Origin of the sequence: Micromonospora sp. LH3U1, assembly GCF_028475105.1 — a bacterium.
Lineage (GTDB): Bacteria > Actinomycetota > Actinomycetes > Mycobacteriales > Micromonosporaceae > Micromonospora.
This window is the reverse complement of the sequence record NZ_CP116936.1, coordinates 2,016,995-2,039,156: the sequence shown is the minus strand read 5'-3', so window position 1 is coordinate 2,039,156 and position 22,162 is coordinate 2,016,995. Positions and strand designations below refer to the sequence as shown.

Genomic DNA, 22,162 nt, shown 5'->3' with positions numbered 1-22,162 from the left:
GGGTCCGAGCCGCAGCGTGACGGCCCGGACCCCGCCGATCAACAGTCGTAGACAGCTCCGAGGACACGTTCGAGCTGCTGCGCCTCGCCCGCCTTCCCGGCGCTACCCAGATCCTTGATGACGTCGCCCAGCGCGTCGACCCAGGTGCGCTTCATCGTGGCGTCGAGGCGTGGCTTGTTCTCGGCGACCCACGCCGCGACGTTGGTGAACTGCCCGGCACGGGCCAGGTCGACAGCCTTGAGCAGTGCCGAGGTGAAGTCGAACTGGTTACGCGCGCTGACGTCGGTCGCGCCGCGGCCGGTAGCCTCGACGAGCGTCTGGAACTTCTCGGTGATCGGGACGTCGGCCTTGACCCCCGCATCTGCCAACTCGTAGACGCTCGAGATCACCGCCTTCGGGCGTTCCTCCATGGTCGCCTCGTGGTAGCGCGGCACCACGTCGGTCTCGGCACCGAACGTCAGCAGCGGGTCCACGATGCCGGCTCGCATGCTGGTCTTGACCCGCTGCGCCATCCCCTCGGCCAGCGCCTTGTTGGCCTGGGTGAGATAGGTCGCGGGTGCCGACCGGAGACGGTCGTACTGTTCGCGTACGGACAGGCCACCCCAGACGAACTCGCCGAACTCCTCGTCGGCGCGTGGGATCCCCGGGTCCCGGTGCAGCTTCGCGACGGCTCCCGCCAGCTTGTCGTCGAGCTTGGGGCTGGGCTGGTCGGGGCGCTGGCTACGGGGCACCGTGCGATCCGCGGGCTGGACGTGCCAGGGATTGTCCAGGCTGACGCTGAGCCCACCGGCGGCGGCCGGCGCCGAGTTGACCAGTGCGCCGCCGTAGGGTGCGATCGCATCGAGCAGCTCGTCGCTGACCACGCCCTTCGTGAAGACCGTGACCTGGGTGCGGCCCTGCGCGAACTGTTCGAGCACCTCATTGAGTTCGGTGATCTGCGTCGATGTGGGGGCCTGGCGGGCCGTTGTGCTGAGCCAGAAGTAGACCTGCCCCGGATTGTTCTCGGCCAGTTTGAGCAGATCTCGGGGCGGCGCGCCCTTGGCGACCAGGGCGCCGGTGTCGCTGACCAGGTTCGCCGGGGCATTCTGCGGGTGCGGCATCTTCTCCTGGGCGTCAACCAGCCAGTTCGGCTTGGCATCCAGGTCGGACTCGTGGAAAGAGGAGCCGAGGCTGCCCTGCGCCGACGCGGGCGAACCCGGCACGGCGACAGTGAGCTCTTCGAACCACACCCGGGTCTGCCGGTGGAGGGCGTCGTCGTCGAGACCAGCGTCCTGCTTCAGCAGGCCGTCGGGCAGCTTCGAGGCGTCCAACCGCGAGCCGCGGGTCGACGCCGAGGCGACCAGATCCTCGGCGTTGGGCAGCTGGTCGGCCTGCCCCGGGTGCAGGTAGCGGAAGCGGCCGAGCGCTTCGCCCAACATGGTTACGAGCGGCGCACGTACCGCCTCGGCACGCGTCAGACCGGCGCCGACGGCCTGCTCCGGTAGGCCGTTGAGCTTGTCGATTCCGGCTCGCAGCGCGTTGTGGCCGTTGCTCCCACCCTCTACGTGGATCTTCAGGGGAACGCGCGGCCCGTAGGTGCGCGACAGATCCGCGGCCTTCCACGCGACGTTGTCGACGAATTGCCGCAGCGCCCCCGAGTTCAGCGTCGGCTCGAGTTTGCGCGCCCCGAAGTCGACGGCGAGCGCCGCGGGCGGCTCGAACGTGAAGGGCTTGAGCCACTGCTGGTTGCGCTCCAACTCGGCTCTGAGGCTGAACTCGTCGCTGTCGAGCCGGCCGGTCGGCGAGAAGGCGTGCGCCCACTCCCACGTTCCGTCCTCGGAATGCACGAACAGGTAGTGGTACTTGTCCGCCCACGGTTTGTGCCACGTTCCGTCCACCCGCGTGCTCTGTCCGACGCTTCCGGTGTCGGGGTCGCGTACCGTTTCGATGTAGTGGTCGTTACCGATCACCCGGTCGCGCCAGGTCTCCCTGGGCACGAACGCGCCCGCGTCCGGCTCCTGCGGCGTGAAACGCGTGCCGGCGAGAGTGCCCCAGAGGTTGGTGCCGTGCACGTTGATCTTCACGTAGGGCGCATCCGGCTTCGACTTCGACGCCTTGTAAGCGAGAATCGACCGTCCACGCGCGTCGGTCTGCGGCACCGAGGCGGGTATGGCCTCGTCCGGCACCAGGGCGGTGGAGGTCGACGGAACGATCTTGTCGGCCGGGTTCCGGTTGCCGATCACGTCCAGAATGACATTGCGCAGGTCCTCACCGTCGATCTTCACGGCGGGTTTCGGCGGGAACAGGGTGAACACCACGCCAAGGCCGAGCTGGACGGCGAAGTCGGTGCCGATGTTGATCAGGCCCATCAACTCCGGCTCGCCCTTGGCGGCGGTGACGATCTGCTGGACGGTGCCGACGTTCTTGAGCTTCAGCTTGAGTTCGTTACGTAGCTCCGTCCAGAGCCGATCGCCGAGCCGGCGGTAGATCTCCTTTTCCGGGATCGTCGCCCCGTGCTGAGCCGCCTTCATCTCGGCGATCTGCTTCTCGAGCATCTTGGCGCGTTCCTCGAAGAAGCCCTTGAAGATCTTGGTGAGACCTGCGGAGATCACCGGCCAGCCCGGGACGTAGGCGCCGGCGAAGCCCGCCGCCGCCAGGAAGAGCTCGAAGCCCCTCTGGTACGAGGCGGCGATGGATTTCGCCATGAGGGCAGGCTGGATGTCCGCCAGCAGGAGCGCTTTCGTGCTGCTGTTCTTCTTCTGGAACTCGTTCGCCTGGTACTTCTCGAACTCCCGCAGGGCGATGATGCCGGCACCCTTGCCGACGAAACCGACCGCCGCCGGCACCGCGGCCAGTCCGGTGGGCACGAAGACGCTGGCGGTCCATCCAAGCGAGCCCTCGACCATGCCGATCACCTGTTCCAGGGCCTTCCTGGTGTTGCTGGCCTCGCCTCGCACGGCGGCCTTCACCGCAGCGTCGGTGACGAGTTCGCGCATGTGCTTCGCGATCTCCTCCGCGACGTGCGCGTAGCCCTCGATCGCTCCGGCGATGTCCGCGGCCCGTTCCTCGGCCGCCCGCTGGTCCAGCACCGGGTTGACGGTGGCGCCGGTGCGGGGAGCGGGAATGCTCGCGAGCGCCCCGCGCAGGCCGCTGATCGCACGGTGCAGTTCAATGCGGTGTTTGCGCACATGCAGGCGGTCGTCCAGCGTCGCCTTGACGAAGCCCAGCTTGCCGAGGTTCTTCAGGGAGCCGGCAAGGTGCTCACCGTGGTCGATCTGCCGCTCCAGCAGCGCGCGCAGGTCGCGGTTGAAGACACTGTTGTCGTCGACCAGCGGCCGGGCTCGCTTCAAGCCCGGCTTCGGGTCCTCCAACCCGATGGTCGTCAAGGTCCGTACGATCTGGTCGACCGGGGACTGCGACGGGCCGAGGTGCAGCGCGACGCCCGAGGGCAACTGGTGGAAGGCCCGCGATGCCTCCACCGCACGGGCCATCTCCTCCCTGGTCGGCACGCCGGTGCCCGGCAGATAGTGGCCGAGCGCCTCCGGTTCCGCGTCGGGCGACATGCCCGGTCGGTAGGCCCGGAACTGGTTCGCGCCGGTCTGCACCAGCTGGGGCCGTCCGTCCACCCAGACGGTCTCGGCCGTGAAAACCTTCGCCGGCGCGGTGGAGCCCTCCGGCGCCTGCACGACGAAAACCTCGGTGTCGGCACCCACGACTGTCATCTCGGGCCGTTGCCGGAACAGCTCCCGCAGCGTCCCGGTGCTGACGATCTCGCAGGCGATGATGTCGGCCGCGGCCGTGCCCGCCGGGATCTGCGCGCTGATCGTGCCGGCCGTGGCGTAGGCGGTGCCACTGCTGCGGATGCCGCCACGAACGGTGTCGCCGGCATCGTTGCGGTAGCCCTCTCCGAGGACGACGAAACCGCCCTCCGGCAGCCGCACATCCGACAGTTCCCGAACGATTTCCGACCCGGGCACACCGAACACCACTCCGTTGCCCTGCGCCAGAGGTGTCGTGGTGGGCTCGCCGATCAGCGGCTCCAACGTGGTGACCGGGGCGGCGAGGTGCTTGACGAAGTAATTGCCGCTCTTGCCGACCTTGAAGAGCTGCCACTGATTGCTCCCGCTCTCGCGCAGCTGATAATAGTTGCTCCTGCCCAGGATCGGCCGATAACGCCGACCGGGACGGTCGGGGCGGGTGTAAGTCTGCTCCCACGCGTTCGCCTGCGGGCCGCGGGCGACCCAGTTGTCGCCGACGTAGTAGTCGCGGCCCCGGACATACTGCGGCGCCGGGGCCTGGGGGGCCTGTTGAGTGGCGACAGGCCCGGTCGTGGCGGTACCGCCGTGCTCGGAGCTGGTGTCGGAACCGGCGACATACCCGGTGTCGGCCGTCGTGTCTCGCACGCTCGACGGCTCCGACACCTGGCGCGGCGACGCGGTGACCGGCTGCGCCGTCATGCGCAGGCCGGAAGAGGCGGTGGTCACCGGCCCGCGACCGGCGCTGACGGGGGTAGCCGGGAAGGCCCGGGCGTAGCCGGAGCCGTTACCGGTAGCGGAGCCCGAGCCGGAAGCGCTGCCGAACCGGGCCGCCCCCATGGCTGACGACTCCGCCTGTTGGCCATCAAGGACCAGGCGGATCCGGGCAGCCTGTGCGCTGGTGGCCCATCGAGACTCCATCTGGCCGGTGGTGCCGACCACGTGCTGGTAGTACTGGCCCTCCCACTCGTACCAGCGGATACCGTCGACCTCGTAGAAGTCGGTGAGCTGCCGCTCGAACCGCTCCTGGGCGGCGATCTCGGACGCGCTCGGGGCGGGACGGTAGGCCAGGGTGGTGCTCAGCCCTCCCTGGGCCACCGGGGCGGCGGTGGTGTCCTCCCGCAGCGCCGTCGGCGTCCGCCGCTCGACGTCGGGAAGGTCGCCCCAGAGCCGGGTGGCCGAGGTCCCCGAGAGGCCGAGTTCGGCACTCTTGCCGGCCTGGGCGGCCTTGACGCCCCAGGCCTTCATCTGGGCCAGAATCTGCCTCATCGCCGGCGTGACGTTCTTGGGCTTGCGGCGCGTCGAATCATTGCGCCATTCGCTCGGGATCACGTCCCGCAGTTCCTGCCAGAGTGCTTCCTCGACGGCGGGCGTGAGGTCACCGCCGGAAGCCTGGAGCAGCCGCTCAGCCTGCTTGGCGTGCTTGGAGACGGTGGCCTCACTGATCCCGGGCGTGTACTCGCTGATCGCCCGGGCGTTCTCCAGACGTGTGTTGAGCCGCCGGACGATCTCGGTCCATTCGCGCGGTAGCTGGGTGTTCGTCTTGCGGGTGGCCACATACTGCTCGCTCAGCTCCCTGAGCCGCAGCGCGTCCGGGTCGTTGCGCAGGTCCTGGCGTACGGTGCGGATGTCACCGGCCATGGTCGGCTCGAAATCCACGAACGTGCGCTCGTCACCGCTTGTCGACGGGGTCTCGTAGTTGCGGCGGTCGTGTGGCCGCTCCCCCACGCTCTGTAGGCCGTACTGCGGTTCGGGGCCTTGGACGGACCCCTCCGGCGCCTGCTCGTTGGACCAGGCGGAGTAGTTGGTCCGGAAGTCCCCGCCGAGCATTTCCTCGAGCCGGCTCAGCACCCAGTGCCCCTGCGCCTGCGGCTGATGTGGATCGGTGGCGACCTGTGGCCGGTGACGCAGCAAGCTCTCGAAGGCCGCATCGTAGGCCGCACCCGGATTGGTGTTGTGCTGGACGCCGTGCGTGCCGTTCAGGTGCTCCAAGCCGAGCAGGCAGGCGAGACAGGGCCGCATACGCCCATGGATCGCGAAGTCGCCACGGATCGTCTCGCGGGTCAGCCCGGATCGGTCGACAGCGACCATGAGCTTCTGTTCAGCGTGCATGTTGGGCTCGGGGCTGTGCCGGAGGAGAATGATCGCGTTCCGGAAGTCCGGCGAGGTGAGCGCGTTTCGGACCGCCTCGCGGTCCGACGCGTCCACCGTCACCGTCCGCCCCTCGGAGGAGAGGATGTCGGTGACCGCGTTCGCGGGGCGCGAACCTGCCACGTCGGCGGACCCGTCGAGCTTGCCGACCGCGTCGGTGAGACGGCGTTGCGCCTCGATGCGCTCCTGTCCCTTGTAACGGGCCCGACCACGTTCGTGGATCAGGGTGCGGATCGGGTGTCGGGGCAGGCTGCTGGCCCGCTCGCCCAGCAGCCGCGTCGTCGTGTCGCTGTTCGAGGCGATGACCAGCCGGCCGTTGATGATCATCGACTGCATTTCGAAGTCGCGGTCGCTGGACGCGATGGTGGCCCTGTTCGCGTCGCGCAGTTGTTGTCCGGCGTCGTAGAGCGCCAGTGACAGGTGCCGCAGCGACTGGCCAACCGCATCGGCTGCGGAGTTCTTGTAGGAGCGGGCATACCGGAAGTTCACCTGGTCCGTCGAGCGACCCTGCTGCGGCAGCCTGCCGAAGTCCAGGGAGAAGCGGGTCAGAATGGTCCGGATCTGCGCCATGACATTGGCGTCGACTGTCGCCGGACGCTTGGTGGGGGCCTTCTGCCCGTCGCTGTCGGACTCGTGCCGCCGCTTGTTACGGTCACCGCCGCCGTTGTCTTCCCGGCCACCGCTGCCGCTGCTCTTGCCGTGTTTCGTCGACTGCCGGCCCGCGTAACGGACGCCGTCGGGGCCGACGAGGCCGGAGTCGACCAGCGCCCGCACCGTCGACGCCGACTCCACCGCGGTCGCGACAGCGGTGACCTGTCCGTTGCCGTCCACGAGCAGCATGCGCGCGTCGACGAGGTCGCTGGCGACCTCGTCGGCGGGACGGACCCTGCCCACCTCACCGGCCCGAAAATCGACAGCGCGCAGACCGTCGGCGGTGTCTCGGAAGGCCACCGCGTGGCCGATCGAGCCGGGACGCCCCACCAGGGCGAACACCGTCGCTCCCCGGCTCCCCGTCGGCGCGCCGCGCAGTGCCTGCGACACGGTCGACAGCGAGTCGAACGCGCCCCACTGCCTGTCGGTCACCGCGGCGAAGGGGTCGGGCGACGGGTCGGGGGAACGGGTCAGCGTGCCGGGGAGCGTGGCCAGGTCGTCGGCAGCCTGCCCGGTGCGGACACTGCCGTACAGATCACGGGCGAGGTTGCGGACGCCGGTGACGCAGGCGGCGAGGTCGGCCAGGTTGATCGGCGGCAGCTGCGCGACAAGCGTGGCGAGGCTGGCCGCCGAACGGCCGAGCTGCCCCGGCATGGTGACTGTCATCGTGTCGAAGGTGCGGGGAAGCGGCTCGGCGGTAGCGGTCCCGCCGGAGAACCGCAGCACGGACAGGCCGTCAGCGGCCGCGATCACGTGGTAGGCCTGCGGCGGCGCCCCGGCTGCGGAGGTCACGTCCACGACGGCCCGCTCCCCCGGCCGCAGCGTCTCGAGGTGGGTGAGCAGGGCCGGGAAGCTGGTGACCCGGCCGGTCTCGCCGGTGGGGGGTACCTCGGTGAGGTCGGCGTGGCGGGGGTTCACCATCGCGGCAGGTAGGCCGATCCAGGCGACGTCGCCGTCGAAGCGCAGTTGCCCGGACATCGCGGGGTGAACCGGCCCGACACCGGTGCGGACCGCAGTGGTGAGGGTATCCGCGAGGTGCTGCTTCGGCAGCACGACCACGCCCGTCGCGAGGAGCGGATCCGTCACCCCGCCGGCGGCGTCGACCGGCAGCACGTACTGATCGGCTGGATCGAGCAGGTCCGTACGGCCGGGCAGCCGCACGGGGAGCCCGAGCCCCGTCCAGGCGTCGACCCCGGCACGGGTGACCGACCTCGTCACATCCGGGGCGAGGGTCTGCACCATCCGGGCGATAGTCCCCACGTGCTCCCGGGCCAGGGCGTCACCGATGCGGGTGGCGCCCAGGGAACCGTCACCGAGGTGCACCTGGACGATGCCGGGCAGCTCCGGCGCTTCGAGCACCCGGGTGGGAACCTCGGCGGTGGGGTCGATGCCGAGGTGCAGGCCCGAGGGGACGGGGGTGTAGCCCTCGAGACAGATCGCCGGAATGTTGCCAGCCATCAGGCGTACTCCTGCCAAAGGTCGTGGTGCCGGATCCGTGTGTCAGTAGCAGGTGGCGATGTCCTCAAGGAGGTGCCTGAGGTCTTCCTGCGCGGAGGCCGGGACACGCGGCTGCACCTCCTGCTTGATGATGTAGTGCCAGCCGACCCGGTCCTGGCCGGTCAGGCAGTCGATAGCGGTGACCAGGTCGTGCGGCGAGACGCCGCCGCCCCAGCGATCCGGGTCGATGGTGCGCAGGAGCGCCTCGGTGACGGTGGCGTGCGCGCGGTACAACTCGGGTGCGCCCGGCTTACGCGCGGCCCGCTCCCCCTCCAGCTCGCCCTTGCCGGCCAGCACGTCGAGGACGGCGCCGGGGGCGAGCCGGGTGACGCCCTCGTCGAGCATCGCCTGGACGAGCTGACGCAGCCACAGCAGACCGTCCTGGAAGGGGCCCTGCGACCCGAGCACCGGCCGGTTGCTGAGATAGCCGAAGAGCAGCGACTCGTCAGTGGGCGTCGCCTGCGGCACCCGCTCGGCCAGCAGCGAAGGGTCCGTCGGGGCGATCGGCGCGGCATGGAGGTCGGTGGACGCGCGCGATGCCACCTCCAGTACGACGCCGAACGCCGGCAGCGCTCGATCCGGCACGAAGAACGGGTGGTCCTTGAGCAGGAGACCGTCGGGGCCGACGGCCGTGGCCCGCGTCCGGTACGTGTCGACAAGCGCCCGCATGGCGTCGAGCGACTCCGGCATCAGCAGCTCGACCCGGTTCTCCCGGATGTAGCGTTCGGCGTCCGGCCAGCTCGGCGACGCGAGAAATTCGCGCAGCGCCTGAGGCGCCTGCGCCACGGGCGTCCTGGAGGCAAGCTGACCTGCGTGGTCGAGGGCGCCGCTGGACAACACCGAGTAGTGCTCCGGCAGGCCCTCGCCGTGCACCGTCCAGCCCTCGAGATCGCCGAGCTTGTTGGTGCTCGGCACGACCGTCACACCGCCGTACTGGTTGCGGACCAACCACATGAGGTCGTCGTTGTGCTCGGTCGCCACCACGACCGGGGGTCCGGCGGAACGCTTCAGCGACTCGTTCAGTGCCGTCTTCAGCTCGCCGTCCAGAGTGGATCGTCCGTCGAGGGGCCGCCCTCGACGTACGTCCACGGCGATAACCGGACCGTCGTAGCCGCCGACCACCTCAAGGATCTGCCGGCGGATGGCCGTGCGGGCGCCCTCCGGCCAGGCGCCGACGAGCAGCGACTCCCCCTGCGGCCGGGCGTGCATGGAGACGAGCGGTGCGGTCTCGGTCGCGGCCTCGAGCACCGGCATGTACGGGTTGCCGAGATTGTCGACCAGCAGCGCCGTGGACTGCTGTCGCTCCAGGATCGCGGTGTGCTCGTTCAGAGAGCCGTCCGGGTGGGCGGGCAGGAGAGTTCCGTGCGTCAGCGGGTCCGCCCAGTACATCTGCCCGTCGGCCGGAGAGCGGACGAGCCAGAAGGCGCGCGGGTGCGCGTCGCCGTCAGCCCAGCCGTTGATCAGCGCCGCGGCGGCGCGTCCCTCGGCCACCTCGGACCACACCGTGTCCGCGCCCAGGTGCGTCAGCCGGCTCTGCAGCAGGTCCTCGAGCATGCCGAGCGAGACCGGGCGGGGCGAGTCCAGCAGCCGATCGATCTCGCCGCCGGGCAGCGCGTCGAAGAGGGCGTAGTGGGCGGCGGCGACAGTGGAGAGGTCGCCCGGCCAGGAGCCGGCAGGTGCCGGATTGTTCGCCAGCCACTCCCCCAACCGCTCGATCGACGCCGGGACCAGCGACGTCTCCAGGTTCTCCAGGGCGGTCCGCTGAGCCGTGGTGCTTTCCGGCATGAGCCGGTAGGTCTCGGCAAACGCGCCGACCGGGGCCTCCCGGCCGTCCGGACCGGACGCGAAGATCCGCTCCTCCGGCAACCGGCCCAGCGCGACGGCGTCCAGCGGCGCGTGCAGCGCCACACCGAGGTCACTCTGCACGTTGAGCAGCGTCTCGGGGTCGGTGACCAGCGTCGCGGTCCCAGAATCGACCAACGCCACCACCACGTCCAAGCCCTTGTTCACAAGGCCGCGCAGGTGATCGCGTACGCCGGCCGACGGCGCCTGGTCGATCGGCAGAAAGACCGACACATCGCCGGAGGTCACCGTCGTTGCGATCAGGTCGGTCAGTCGCGCGTCCAGCGGCGCCGCCGCCGAGCCGGTCCGTAGCAGCACCTTGCCCGGACCCGCGACGTTGAAGAACTGGAGACAGTCTTCGAGCACACCCATGCCGGTCTTCCCCTCCGCTGCCCTTCTTTCGCCGCTACTGGCCGAGCACCGAGAGCGCCTCGGTCAGTTGACCCATTCGCTGCTCAGTCAGTTGGCGCAGCTGCGCACCGGCGTCCTTGAGGGCCTCCAGCACGAGTTCCTCGATCTCCTCGTGGCCGCCGCGCTCCAGCAGGTCGGGGGCGAGCCGAACGTTGCGGAACTCGGCATTCGCGGTCATGGTCACGGCCACCGCACCGTCATGGGAGGTGCCGACGACCTCACTTTCGGTCAGGCGGTCCCGCATGCTCGCCATCTGCTCCGAGACTGTCCGCGCCCGCTCAAGCATCAGATCCAGCTCGTTCGACGCCATCACGTTCCTCCTTCGGCAAGGTTCACGGCACGCTCCCACGAGACGCGGGATCAGCTGCCAGGTCCCCGAAGGGGGACATGCGAAGGCCGCCGCCGGATCCCGGCGGCGGCCTCGCGTCGGGCTCAGTTTTTCCAGGTACGCACGTTGGCCCACTCGCTGTCGGCGTAGTTGTTCCACGACACGTTCATCGCCGCGGCGATCTGACCCAGCACGCCGGTCGGGCCGAAGAGGCCGTCCGCGGCAACGTTCCACTCGTTCTGCAGGCCCTGGTAGTACGACTGCGCGGGGCCCTCCCAGGTGTCCTGCAGGGGTACCAGCTTGCCGATGAGAGAATCCAGCTGACCGACGATCTCAGTCGCCTTGGTGTTGAGCTGCTGGCCGGCGAGCTCAAGCTCCGCGGGGACGCGAAGGTTGCTGGTGGTGGGGTCTGCCATGGTTCGCTCCTGATCCTGGGTCTTTAGAGGCGGGCGCCGGGGATGTCGCCGTTGACCGCGACCAGGCTGGCGACGTTGGCCTGCTCCGCGTCGACGTAGTTGGTGAAGTTGCCACGCAGGCCGGACGCGATGTCGGTGAGCGCGTCGTGCAGCATCTTGCCGAACACGTCGAAGTCGTGCATCAGGATGTTGAACTGATCCGACGCCACACCGTGCCAGGTCGCTTGGAGGTTCACGACGTACGAGCGCAGCGCCGCCAACTCGCCATCGATGTCGGAAGCGGTGCTGTCGCAGCTCACCGCCGCGTCGGAAATCATCTCCGGTGTTACGAGAATGTGGTCCATTGCCATTCCTTCCGTCGGCTCTTGTCTGTCAGGACTTGGTGTTCGTCATGTTCTGGGTGTTCGTTCCCTCGGCGCCGACGTAGTTGTCGTACGACTTCTGCATCGCCAGGATCGCGTCGTCCAGTAGGCCCTTGGTGTCGGTCGTCAACTTGCCCATGTCCTTGACGAGTTCCTGGTACTTGGCTCCGGACGGGCTCACCCAGACGGTGCCGATCATGTCCTCGAAGAACGACTTCAGGGTTTTGAGATTGCTCTCGATGAGGTCCCGCTCCCCCGCGATCGTCTTGATCGCGGCGCCGAGCTTCGGGATCTCGATGGCGTAGTCCGCCCGCTCCCCGTTGACGATCTGGTAGATCGGCTTGCCGTCCTTGTCGGTACCAACCACGGTGCCGTCGCCGAACTTCGACTCGATGATCCCGTCGGCCTTGTACGTGATGTCGACCGTGTTGCCCTTGCCGTCGTACCCGTGCGTCGGGCGACCGCCAGCGTCGAACTCGTCGTAGGTCCAGCCGTTCGACTGCATCGTCTTCACATCGCCGTTGGCGTCGCGGGTGACGATCGTGCCGTCACTGTAGGTCCACACGCCGGTGCCGTCCTGCGCGTAGACGATCTTCACCGTGTTGCCGCTGTCGTCCTCCTTGCCCGCGGTCGGCCGGCCCTGCGAGTCGAAGGCGGCGAACGTCCAACCGCCGGACTGCATCAACGTCACGTCACCCGCGCCGTTGCGCTTGAGAATCGTGCCGTCACCGTACTTCCAGGTGCTCGACCCGTCCGGGGCATAGATGACGGACACCTCTTGCGCCGGCTGGCCGTCCCTGGCCGGGACCGTGCCGTGGACCGGCCGCCCGTCGGCGTCGAAACTGTCGTACGTCGTCCCGTCGGCCAGGATCTGCTTCGTGACGTTGCCGTCGGGATCGCGGTGGACCCTGGTGCCGTCGCCCTCGTACGTCCAGATGCTGGTGCCGTCGTTCGCGTAGCTGATGCTGACGGCCTGGCCGCCGACGGTGCCGTGGGTCGGCTTGCCGCCGGAGTTGAACTGGTCGTAGACCGAGCCGTCGGCCAACTCCTGCCGGACGACAGTTCCGTCCGGGCTCCGAAAGACCTTGGCGCCGTCACCCGCGTACGTCCAGATGCTGCTGCCGTCGCCGTTGTAGGCGATGTCGACGGCCTGGCCGTCCACCGTGCCGTGCGTCGGCTTCCCATCCGCGGTGAACCGATCGAACACCGCACCATCAGCCGTCACCTGACGCACCACGTCACCGTCGGCATTACGGCTCACCGTGGTGCCATCACCGTACGTCCAGACGCTGCCACCATCACCGTCGTAGGCGATGTCAACGGCCTGGCCGTCCACCGTGCCGTGCGTCGGCTTCCCATCCGCGGTGAACCGATCGAACACCGCACCATCAGCCGTCACCTGACGCACCACGTCACCGTCGGCATTACGGGTCACCGTGGTGCCATCACCGTACGTCCAGACGCTGCCACCATCACCGTCGTAAACGACATCGACGGCCTGACCACCCACCGTGCCGTGCGTCGGCTTCCCATCCACGGTAAACCGATCGAACACCGCACCATCAGCCGTCACCTGACGCACCACGTCACCGTCGGCATTACGGGTCACCGTGGTGCCATCACCGTACGTCCAGACGCTGCCACCATCACCGTCATAAACGACATCGACGGCCTGACCACCCACCGTGCCGTGCGTCGGCTTCCCATCCACGGTAAACCGATCGAACACCGCCCCCTCGGGGGTGGTCATCCGCAGTACGTCACCGTCGGCGTTGCGATCGACGCTGCTGCCGTCGTCGAACCGGTAGGTGCTGGAACCGTCACCGTTGTAGGAAATGTCGACGTCCTGGGGCGTACCGCCACCGGCACCCGGCATGGTGCCGTGCGTCGGCCTGCCGTCAGACGTGAACTTGTCGAACACCGCGCCGTCTGCCGTGCGCTGCCGGATCAGGTCACCGTTCGCGTTGCGCTCCACCGCGGACCCGTCGGCGAAGTTGTAGATGCTGGAACCGTCACCGTTGTACGTGATGTCGACGGCCTGGCCGCCCACCGTGCCCTGGATCGGCTTCCCGTCCGCGTCGAACCGCTCGAACACCGCGCCGTCGGCGGTCGTCTGCCGCACGACGTCACCGTCGGGGTTGCGCTGGATCGTGCTGCCGTCGTCGTAGGTCCAGGTGCTGGCGCCGTCGGCCGCATACGAGATGTCGACCGACTGGCCGCCGACCGTACCGTGCGTCGGCCGGGCCTGATCGTTGAAGCGGTCGAAGACCGCGCCGTCCGCCGTCGTCTGGCGAACCGGATCTCCGTCGGCATTCTGCAAGGAGACCGTGCCGTCGGCATAGCTCCAGGTGCTCGTGCCGTCAGCGTTGTAAGCGATGTTGACCTCTTGCCCACCGACGGTGCCATGGATGGGCCTGCCATCAGCGGTGAAGGCGTCGAACGAGGCACCGTCGGCGGAGGTCTGACGGAGCGGGTCGCCGTCCGCATCCTGGACCGAGCTCGTCCCATCAGCGTAGGTCCAGGTGCTCGTGCCATCGGCGTTGTAGCTGATGGTTACCTGCTGGCCGTTGACCGTCCCGTGCGTCGGCCTACCGTCTCCGCTGAACGCGTCGAAGACCGCGCCATCCGACGTCACCTGCCCAACCACACCACCATCAGCACTACGCGAAACAATCGTCCCGTCGGCATAGCTCCAGGTGCTGCCACCATCACCGTTATACGAGATAGAAACCTGCTGCGCACCGGCACCATCACCACCCGGGAGGGTGCCATGCGTCGGCTTGCCATCAGAAGTGAACGCGTCGAAGACAGCACCATCCGCGGTCACCTGACCGACGACACCACCGTCAGCACTACGGGAAACAATCGTCCCGTCCGCATAGCTCCACGTGCTGCCACCATCACCGTTGTACGAGATGGAAACCTGCTGCGCACCGGCACCATCACCACCCGGGAGGGTGCCATGCGTCGGCTTGCCATCAGAAGTGAACGCGTCGAAGACCGCACCATCCGACGTGACCTGACCAACCACACCACCATCAGCACTACGCGAAACAATCGTCCCGTCGGCATAGCTCCACGTGCTGCCACCATCACCGTTATACGAGATAGAAACCTGCTGCGCACCGGCACCATCACCACCCGGGAGGGTGCCATGCGTCGGCTTGCCATCAGAAGTGAACGCGTCGAAGACAGCACCATCCGCGGTCACCTGACCGACGACACCACCGTCAGCACTACGGGAAACAATCGTCCCGTCCGCATAGCTCCACGTGCTGCCACCATCACCGTTGTACGAAATCGACACCTGACCCGCGTCGGGCAACGTCCCATGCGTCGGCTTGCCATCAGAGGTGAACGCGTCGAAGACCGCACCATCCGACGTGACCTGACCAACCACACCACCATCAGCACTACGCGAAACAATCGTCCCGTCGGCATAGCTCCACGTGCTGCCACCATCACCGTTATACGAGATAGAAACCTGCTGCGCACCGGCACCATCACCACCCGGGAGGGTGCCATGCGTCGGCTTGCCATCAGAAGTGAACGCGTCAAAAACCGCACCATCCGCGGTCACCTGACCAACCACACCACCATCAGCACTACGCGAAACAATCGTCCCGTCCGCATAGCTCCACGTGCTACCACCATCACCGTTATACGAGATAGAAACCTGCTGCGCACCGGCACCATCACCACCCGGGAGGGTGCCATGCGTCGGCTTGCCATCAGAAGTGAACGCGTCGAAGACAGCACCATCCGCGGTCACCTGACCGACGACACCACCGTCAGCACTACGGGAAACAATCGTCCCGTCCGCATAGCTCCACGTGCTGCCACCATCACCGTTGTACGAAATCGACACCTGACCCGCGTCGGGCAACGTCCCATGCGTCGGCTTGCCATCAGAGGTGAAACGGTCGAAGACCGCACCATCCGACGTGACCTGACCAACCACACCACCATCAGCACTACGCGAAACAATCGTCCCGTCGGCATAGCTCCACGTGCTGCCACCATCACCGTTATACGAGATAGAAACCTGCTGCGCACCGGCACCATCACCACCCGGGAGGGTGCCATGCGTCGGCTTGCCATCAGAAGTGAACGCGTCAAAAACCGCACCATCCGCGGTCACCTGACCAACCACACCACCATCAGCACTACGCGAAACAATCGTCCCGTCGGCATAGCTCCACGTGCTGCCACCATCACCGTCGTACGAAATCGACACCTGACCCGCGTCGGGCAACGTCCCATGCGTCGGCTTGCCATCAGAAGTGAACGCGTCAAAAACCGCACCATCCGCGGTCACCTGACCAACCACACCACCATCAGCACTACGCGAAACAATCGTCCCGTCCGCATAGCTCCACGTGCTACCACCATCACCGCCGTACGAAATCGACACCTGACCCGCGTCCGGCAACGTCCCATGCGTCGGCTTGCCATCAGAGGTGAAACGGTCGAAGACCGTGCCGTCGGGGAGCTCCTGGCGGACGAGGCGGCCCTCGGCGTCGTATTCCACAACGGTGCCGTCGGCGAGGTTCTGGGTGGGCACCGGCACACTCCTGCGGTCGACCGTCCGGACAGCGACAGAGGCTATGAGCCGGCCGGGAACGGGAACAAGACATCCGTTCGGGGACGTCCGACATTTGTCGCCGGCGTCCTCGAACCGAGAGGCCCTCGCGTACGTCTCAGGGGAGATCTCCGGTGACACACCGGGGAAGTGCGTGGAGGAGCCCCGTGTACAAAGTCGCTGTGGTGGCGGAGCAGCCGATCTGGCGCGCCGGTCTCGAGAAGCTGGCCGGGGACGACCCGGACCGGATGGTGGAGGTCGCGGTGGCCGACGTCGAGGAGCTGGTGGGCAGTTTCGACCTGGTGGTGCTGGATGTGGCACGGCCGGAGCCCACGGTGAGCAAGCTGATCACCCGGACAATGGCGCACGGCCCGGTGCTGGTCTGCGCGGAATGGCCGGGGCGCACCGGCCTGATGGAGTCGATTCTCGCGGGCGTGCGCGGCTGCGTGAGTCGGCAAGCGGATCAGGACGCCGTGCGTGAGGCGATGCGGGTGACCATCCAGGGTGGGTTCTACCTGTGCCGACGTCTCGCGGATCGGCTGCCGGATGAGCTTTCCCAGGTGTCGGCGGAGGAGCCGGGCGCGTTGGCGCCACGCGAGGCGGAGACGCTGCGGTGGATCGCTTCGGGCTACACCCATTCACAGATCGCGACGCGGATGGGGTTGTCGCAGGCGACGGTGAACACGTACGCGAAGCGCATCCGCGCGAAACTGAACGCCGGCAACAAGGCGGAGCTGACCCGCCGCGCGATCGAACTCGGCCACCTCCTGCCCGTGGACCGCTGAGCATCGGGACGGAACTTCTCAGAACAGCGTCCGGCCCACCATTACCAGGTGGCCGAAGGCGCCGAAGACGCCGATCGTGAGGGGTGCGATCGCCATCGCAGCCCCGGCGCCGACGACCTCCGAGCGGCTGCGGCGGATCGGCGGTTTCGGGCCGGAACCGGTGTGCCGCTTGCGCGGCGGGACCAGCACGCTCATGCCGATGCCGAACAGCACTGCCGTGAGCCCGACGCCCACGAGCACCGCCGACGCGGCGGCGCCGCCCATCGACATGACGAGCGCGGCCAGCAGGCCGAAACCACCGGCGGCGGTCGCAACGCCGAGCATCCACAGCTCGGCGGTGAAGGCGGCGCTCCGGCCGCGGGCGAACAGGGCCAGGCAACAGATCCCCGAAAGGAGGACAGCAAGAGTACGCCCGGAGAGCGCCAAGAGCGGCAACGTGACGCAGAGCGCGACAACCGGCCCGCCCATGACGACCGCGGTGATCCAGGCGGAACGGTCCACGAGCCCGGTGGTGGCCTCGGCGAAAGACTGTCGGCCGCGTGGCAACTTCTGGCCCCAGGCGGTGACGGTGGCGGCCAGCCGACGCGACACCGCCAGCATGCCGATGGCGAAGGCCGCGACGACGGCACTGGATTCGACGGCGTCGGCTCCGAGGCCCATGGTCAGCGCCACGAGGCCGCCTCCGGCGGCGAAAGAGAGCTCGATCGCCACGAGGAGGACGTCGCCGAGCATGGCGATGGCCATGAGCATCGCGGTGTTGGCGCCGATCGCGGCGCCGGCCCAGCCGGAGAAGGTGAGGCCTTGCGCGATGAGGGCGCCGGCGGCGCTCATGGCCGGTACCGCGGTCAGCGCCATGAGCTGGACGAGCAGCGGCGGCGTGGCCGATTCCTTCTGGCGCACGCCCCACGCCATTCCGAGCAGCACGAGCCCGCCCGTGGTGAGCCCGATCGCCGCCCCGGTGTCGGCGTTGTAGCGCAGGCCGACCAGCACCGCCGCGGCCAGCAGGAACAGCAGGCCGATGCCGATGACCACCGGACCGGGATGCGCCGAGCGCAGCCGCAGTTCCTCGGTCTCCTCGGCAACGATCTCCTCGATGTCCTTGACGATCGGGGCGTCGACCGGGTTACCCGCCAGGTCGTAGAGGTAGAGCACCTCACCGTCAACGACGCCGGCCTGCAACAGGCTGGTGTCCAGGGCGAGTGGACCGGCGTCGGGGCGCGACAGGGTCCAGACGGGTGGGAGCTGGTCGTTGCTGTCCTGGCCGCACACCTCGGCGAGCCGCGCGGTGAACTCGCCGAGCGGGCTCAGCGACGGGAGGGCGACGTCGGCGCTGCGGTAGGTGCCGACCACGGTGACGCGGGTCTGTTCGTTGGCCATGACGGGTCTACCCCTGGGTGGTTTCGGTGACTGCGATCTGGACGAGGCGGTTGGGCTGGCCCCGGCGTACGAGCACGCCGCGGCCCGGGGGCCGTTGCGCCGCGCGTTCGTCGCCGAGGACGACGCCCTCTTTGGGGTCGCCGGAGAGGATGAGGCCACCGCACCCCATGTCGCGGATGCGGGTGGTGAGCGTGTCGGACATGCCGGTGCGGACCATTCCGGCGACGCGGCGGGCGAGGACCAGGTGCAGGCCCACCTCGCGGGCCTGCGGGATGAACGGCAGGAACGGCGTGAGCACGCTCTGCGGGCCGACGATCAGGTCGTAGTCGTCGACGACGACATAGATCTCGGTGCCCTCCCACCAGTCGCGCGCCTTCAGCTGCGCGGGGGTGATGCCCGGCGGGGGTACGCGTTCCTTGAGCTTCTCCACCACCTGCTGCACGTACACCTGGGCGGTTCCGGCGTCACCGGCGTACGCCCCGAGGTGCTCCTCCGGCACGGCGTCCATGAGCGCGTGCCGGTAGTCGAAGAGCACGACGCGCATGTCGTACGGCGAGGTCCGCTCGGTGAGCCCGGTGAGCCAGGTGCGCAGCAGTGAGCTCTTGCCCGACCCGGCGTCGCCGTAGATGAGGAAGTGCGGATCGCTGCCCATGAGGTCGAGCCCGACCGGGGAGAGGTCGTGCTCGGCGAGGCCGATCGGCACGGCGTCACCGGCCAGCGGCGGCAACTCGTCGACCAGCACGCGCTGCGGCAGCAGTCGGACGGGCGGCGCCACCGGGCCGTTCCAGTGCTGGGAGATCTTGGCGAGCGCCTCGTCCTGCGCCTCCCGCAGCCCGTCGACGGAGTCGATGCCGTCGAGGCGGGGCAGGACAAGGTGGAAGAAGACGCCGGGCGCGCTGACTCCGCGACCGGCCATGTTGGCCGGGATCTTCGCGGCGAGCCGGCGGTTGACGTCCGACTCGGTGGGGTCGTTGAGCCGCAGCTCGATGCGGGTGCCGATGCTGTCGCGCAGGGCGGGCCGGATGTCGTTCCAGCGCCCGGACGTCAGCACCAGGTGCACGCCGGCGCCGAGGCCACGCGCGGCGATCTCGGTGATGTACGCCTCCGCGCTCTCGAACTCGGCCCGCAGCGCCCCCCAGTTGTCGATCATCAGGAAGACGTCGGCCATGCGCAGCCCGTCGGGCAACAGCCCCGCCTGGCGGCGCTCGCGCAGTTCGGCGATCGACTCGACGCCGAGCTCGCGCATTTCCCGCTCGCGCTGCACGATCAGCCCGCGGATCTCGGCGAACATGCGATTGACCAGCTCGGGTTCGTTGCGCCCGGCCACGCTGCCGACGTGCGGCGCGGCGGCGTACGGGTGCAGCGTGCCACCGCCGAAGTCGATGCAGTAGAACTGCAGCTCGTCCGGGGTGTGGGTGAGCATCCCGGACATCATGACGGTGCGCAGGAACGTGCTGCGGCCGGTACGCGGAGCGCCGACCGCGGCCAGGTGCCCGTGCACGCCGCCGAAGTCCATGACCAGCGTCTCCTGGTCCTGCTTGAGTGGCAGGTCGATGAGGCCGATCGGCACGGCGAGACGCCCGGCGAGCGGCCACACGCGGGCGGCGTAGCCGCGGCCGGCCTTGGGTGCCGGCCGCCCGATGAGGTGGTCGAGGGCCAGGGCGGCGGGCAGCGGCGGCAGCCACACCTGGTGCGCGGGGCTGGCGATCGACTGCAGCCGGTCGGCGAGGACCTGCAACTCGGTGGGGCCGGGCCGGGCGGCCAGCCGCGCAAGCTCGTCGCTCTCACGCTCGACGACGACCGCGTCGGAGCGCAGGTCGAACGGCACGATGGAGGTGTCGCCCGCGGTCATGCTGGCGAGGCGGTCCTCCGCGCTGACGTAGGGCGCGGAGACGTGGGCGACGCGGAACCGCTGGTAGACCGATTCATCAACCTTCAGGTACGCGGACCCGGGGACCGGCGGCAGCTTGTACGCGTCGGTCGTCCCGATCACCGTCCGGCTCTCGGCCGCCGAGAACGTGCGCAGGCAGATCCGGTACGACAGGTGCGAATCGAGGCCGCGCAGCTTGCCCTCCTCGAGCCGCTGGGTGGCCATGAGCAGATGCATGCCCAGCGACCGGCCGACCCGGCCGATCTGCACGAACAGCTCGGCGAACTCGGGACGCCCGGAGAGCAGCTCGCCGAACTCGTCGACCACGATGAGCAACGTGGGCAGCGGTTCGAGGGTTTCCCCATCAGGGCCGGCGGCGCCCGCGGCGCGGCGGATCTGGTATTCGCGTACCGTGTCGAAGTTTCCCGCGTCGCGCAGGATGCGCTGACGGCGCTGCTGCTCCCCCATGAGGGCGGCCAGGACGCGATCGATCATCGCCGCGTCGTCGGCGAGGTTGGTGATCAGGCCCGAGACGTGCGGGAGCTCCTTGAGGGGCGCGAACGCCGCACCGCCCTTGAAGTCGATCAGGACGAACGAGAGCAGCTCCGGCGAGTGGGTGAGCGCCAGGCCGGTGACGAGCGTACGGAGGAGCTCCGACTTGCCGGAGCCGGTTGCACCCACGATGAGCCCGTGGGGTCCGGAACCGCCCTGGCCGGACTCCTTGATGTCCAGTACGACTGTCTGGCCGTCGCCGTCGGTGCCGATCGGGACGCGCAGCATGCGCGGGTCGCCCGCCTTGACCCAGCGGCTGGTCAGGTCGGCGCGGCCGGGGTCGGTGCCCAGCACCATCTCGCTGAGTGAGCGGGTACGGGTCAGCACCTGCTCCCGTTCGTCGCTGAGCCGCAGCGGGGCGAGGTTGCGGGCGATGAGCTCGGCGAACTGCGGGGTGAGATGGTCGGGCTTGCACCGGTGCGCGGGCGTGACCACCGTGTCGGGGTGCCCCTCGGTCACGATGTTGCCCTCGTCGTCGAAGCGGATCCGCAGGTCGACGCGGCTCGGCTCGTCCCGGTCCTTCTCGCTGAGGAAGACCAGGGTGATGCCGAGTTGCGGGCCGGCAGCCTGCAGCAGGGCGTTCATCAGGTCTGAGCGGCCCCAGTCGGAGAAGGGCGCGAACCCGGTGAAGAGCACGACCAGGCGGCGCTGCTTGGCGTCCCCGAGGCGCTCGCTGCTGAGCATGTTGCGCCGGCTCATCACCTGCTCATTGCGCCTGGCCAGCTCACCGGCGAGGAAGGCGCCGAGCACCTCGGGGTCCTCGGCGACCAGCGACACTGTGCCGCTCTCGCCCTTCGCGTCGGGCTCGAAGGTGTGGGGCAGCCACTTGGTCCACTCCCAGTGCTCGGCACCGGAGGTCTCGACGGCGATGGTGACGTCGTCCGGCGCGTGCAGCACCCCGATCTGGGTGAGCATGGCGCGGGCGAGCGTGTCGGTCCGCGTCGGGTCGCCCACGACGCTGATGACGCCGGCACGGCCCACGTCGATGATCATCGGCTGCTTCTCGACGTGGCCCATCCGGTCGATGAGCCGGTGCGCGGCCTGCAACGAGTCCCAGTCGTAGTCGCCGAGCGGATCCATTCCGGGGTCCAGGCCCATCGGCGTGGCCAGCCGGACCGTGCCGTGGCCGACGCGTACCCGTAGGAAGTCCTTGTCGCTCTGCCGCCGCTCCCACACCCGGTGCCGGTTGGCGCTGATCGACCAGAGCCGGTGCGGGTCGGGGTCGGCGAGCATCGAAACCGCGCGCTGGGCGTTCGCGACCTCGCGCGCCTCGTCGCGGGCCAGGGCGAGGTGGCGCCGGTAGCGGACACGGGCCCTGCGGGCCTGCTTGCCGTTGGCGCTGCGCTGCGACATCCGCATGCCGATGACCGCGCCGGTGGAGGTCAAGAAGAACAGCACGCCGATGATGATCAGGGCGGGTCTGCCGAACGTCACCATGTAGGCGGCCATGCCGACGCTGGACAGCAGCGGCAGCACGACGCTCCACGCGTTGTTGCCCGGGTTCTCCTTGGGAGGCTCCGGCGGGTTCGGGAGGGTGACCTGCTGGGAGGGAAGCTGCGGCAGCAGCATCCGGGCGGGCCGGTGGAACGCCAGGCGGCTCATCG

At 68.7% G+C, this 22,162-nt stretch carries 9 protein-coding genes; 1 reads left to right on the top strand and 8 read right to left on the bottom strand.

Features of this window, described 5'->3' with window-relative positions; all coding sequences use genetic code 11:
* Positions 1-38: 38 nt before the first annotated feature.
* From PCA76_RS09380 to PCA76_RS09355, 6 genes are all read right to left on the bottom strand, one after another.
* Positions 39-7,994, bottom strand: coding sequence for a hypothetical protein (locus PCA76_RS09380; RefSeq protein ID WP_272616660.1), 7,956 nt, complete (start codon positions 7,992-7,994; stop codon positions 39-41).
* Positions 7,995-8,036: 42 nt separating this feature from the next.
* A complete protein-coding gene (locus PCA76_RS09375) occupies positions 8,037-10,247 on the bottom strand; it encodes a hypothetical protein (RefSeq protein ID WP_272616659.1) in 2,211 nt (736 codons plus the stop codon).
* A 34-nt stretch (positions 10,248-10,281) separates the two neighbouring features.
* The gene (locus PCA76_RS09370; RefSeq protein ID WP_272616658.1) at positions 10,282-10,596 is read right to left on the bottom strand and encodes a YbaB/EbfC family nucleoid-associated protein; all 315 of its coding nucleotides are present in this window, start codon (positions 10,594-10,596) and stop codon (positions 10,282-10,284) included.
* 122 nt (positions 10,597-10,718) lie between these two features.
* The gene (locus tag PCA76_RS09365) at positions 10,719-11,030 is read right to left on the bottom strand and encodes a WXG100 family type VII secretion target (protein WP_272616657.1); all 312 of its coding nucleotides are present in this window, start codon (positions 11,028-11,030) and stop codon (positions 10,719-10,721) included.
* Between the two features lie 23 nt (positions 11,031-11,053).
* Positions 11,054-11,374, bottom strand: a complete 321-nt coding sequence (locus tag PCA76_RS09360; RefSeq protein ID WP_272616656.1) for a WXG100 family type VII secretion target — start codon at positions 11,372-11,374, stop codon at positions 11,054-11,056.
* 28 nt (positions 11,375-11,402) lie between these two features.
* Positions 11,403-16,295, bottom strand: coding sequence for a beta strand repeat-containing protein (locus PCA76_RS09355; RefSeq protein WP_272616655.1), 4,893 nt, complete (start codon positions 16,293-16,295; stop codon positions 11,403-11,405).
* Between PCA76_RS09355 and PCA76_RS09350 the strand changes: the two genes are divergently transcribed.
* Positions 16,238-16,759: a helix-turn-helix transcriptional regulator gene (locus PCA76_RS09350; RefSeq protein ID WP_272616654.1), complete on the top strand. Its 522-nt coding sequence runs from the start codon at positions 16,238-16,240 to the stop codon at positions 16,757-16,759. The genes PCA76_RS09355 and PCA76_RS09350 overlap by 58 nt on opposite strands.
* Positions 16,760-16,777: 18 nt before the next feature.
* On the opposite strand, the gene PCA76_RS09345 is transcribed toward PCA76_RS09350, so the two are convergent.
* Positions 16,778-18,136, bottom strand: coding sequence for an EsaB/YukD family protein (locus tag PCA76_RS09345; protein WP_272616653.1), 1,359 nt, complete (start codon positions 18,134-18,136; stop codon positions 16,778-16,780).
* Between the two features lie 7 nt (positions 18,137-18,143).
* Complete coding sequence (gene eccCa / locus PCA76_RS09340) at positions 18,144-22,160, bottom strand: type VII secretion protein EccCa (RefSeq protein WP_272616652.1); 4,017 nt, start codon at positions 22,158-22,160, stop codon at positions 18,144-18,146.
* Positions 22,161-22,162 lie beyond the last annotated feature (2 nt).

Excerpts from the sequence above, each read along its gene's own strand:
- PCA76_RS09365 (WP_272616657.1), bottom strand. The coding sequence starts at position 11,030 with ATGGCAGACCCCACCACCAGCAACCTTCGCGTCCCCGCGGAGCTTGAG.
- PCA76_RS09375 (WP_272616659.1), bottom strand. The coding sequence starts at position 10,247 with ATGGGTGTGCTCGAAGACTGTCTCCAGTTCTTCAACGTCGCGGGTCCG.
- PCA76_RS09380 (WP_272616660.1), bottom strand. The coding sequence starts at position 7,994 with ATGGCTGGCAACATTCCGGCGATCTGTCTCGAGGGCTACACCCCCGTC.
- eccCa (WP_272616652.1), bottom strand. The coding sequence starts at position 22,160 with ATGAGCCGCCTGGCGTTCCACCGGCCCGCCCGGATGCTGCTGCCGCAG.
- PCA76_RS09345 (WP_272616653.1), bottom strand. The coding sequence starts at position 18,136 with ATGGCCAACGAACAGACCCGCGTCACCGTGGTCGGCACCTACCGCAGC.
- PCA76_RS09370 (WP_272616658.1), bottom strand. The coding sequence starts at position 10,596 with ATGGCGTCGAACGAGCTGGATCTGATGCTTGAGCGGGCGCGGACAGTC.
- PCA76_RS09360 (WP_272616656.1), bottom strand. The coding sequence starts at position 11,374 with ATGGACCACATTCTCGTAACACCGGAGATGATTTCCGACGCGGCGGTG.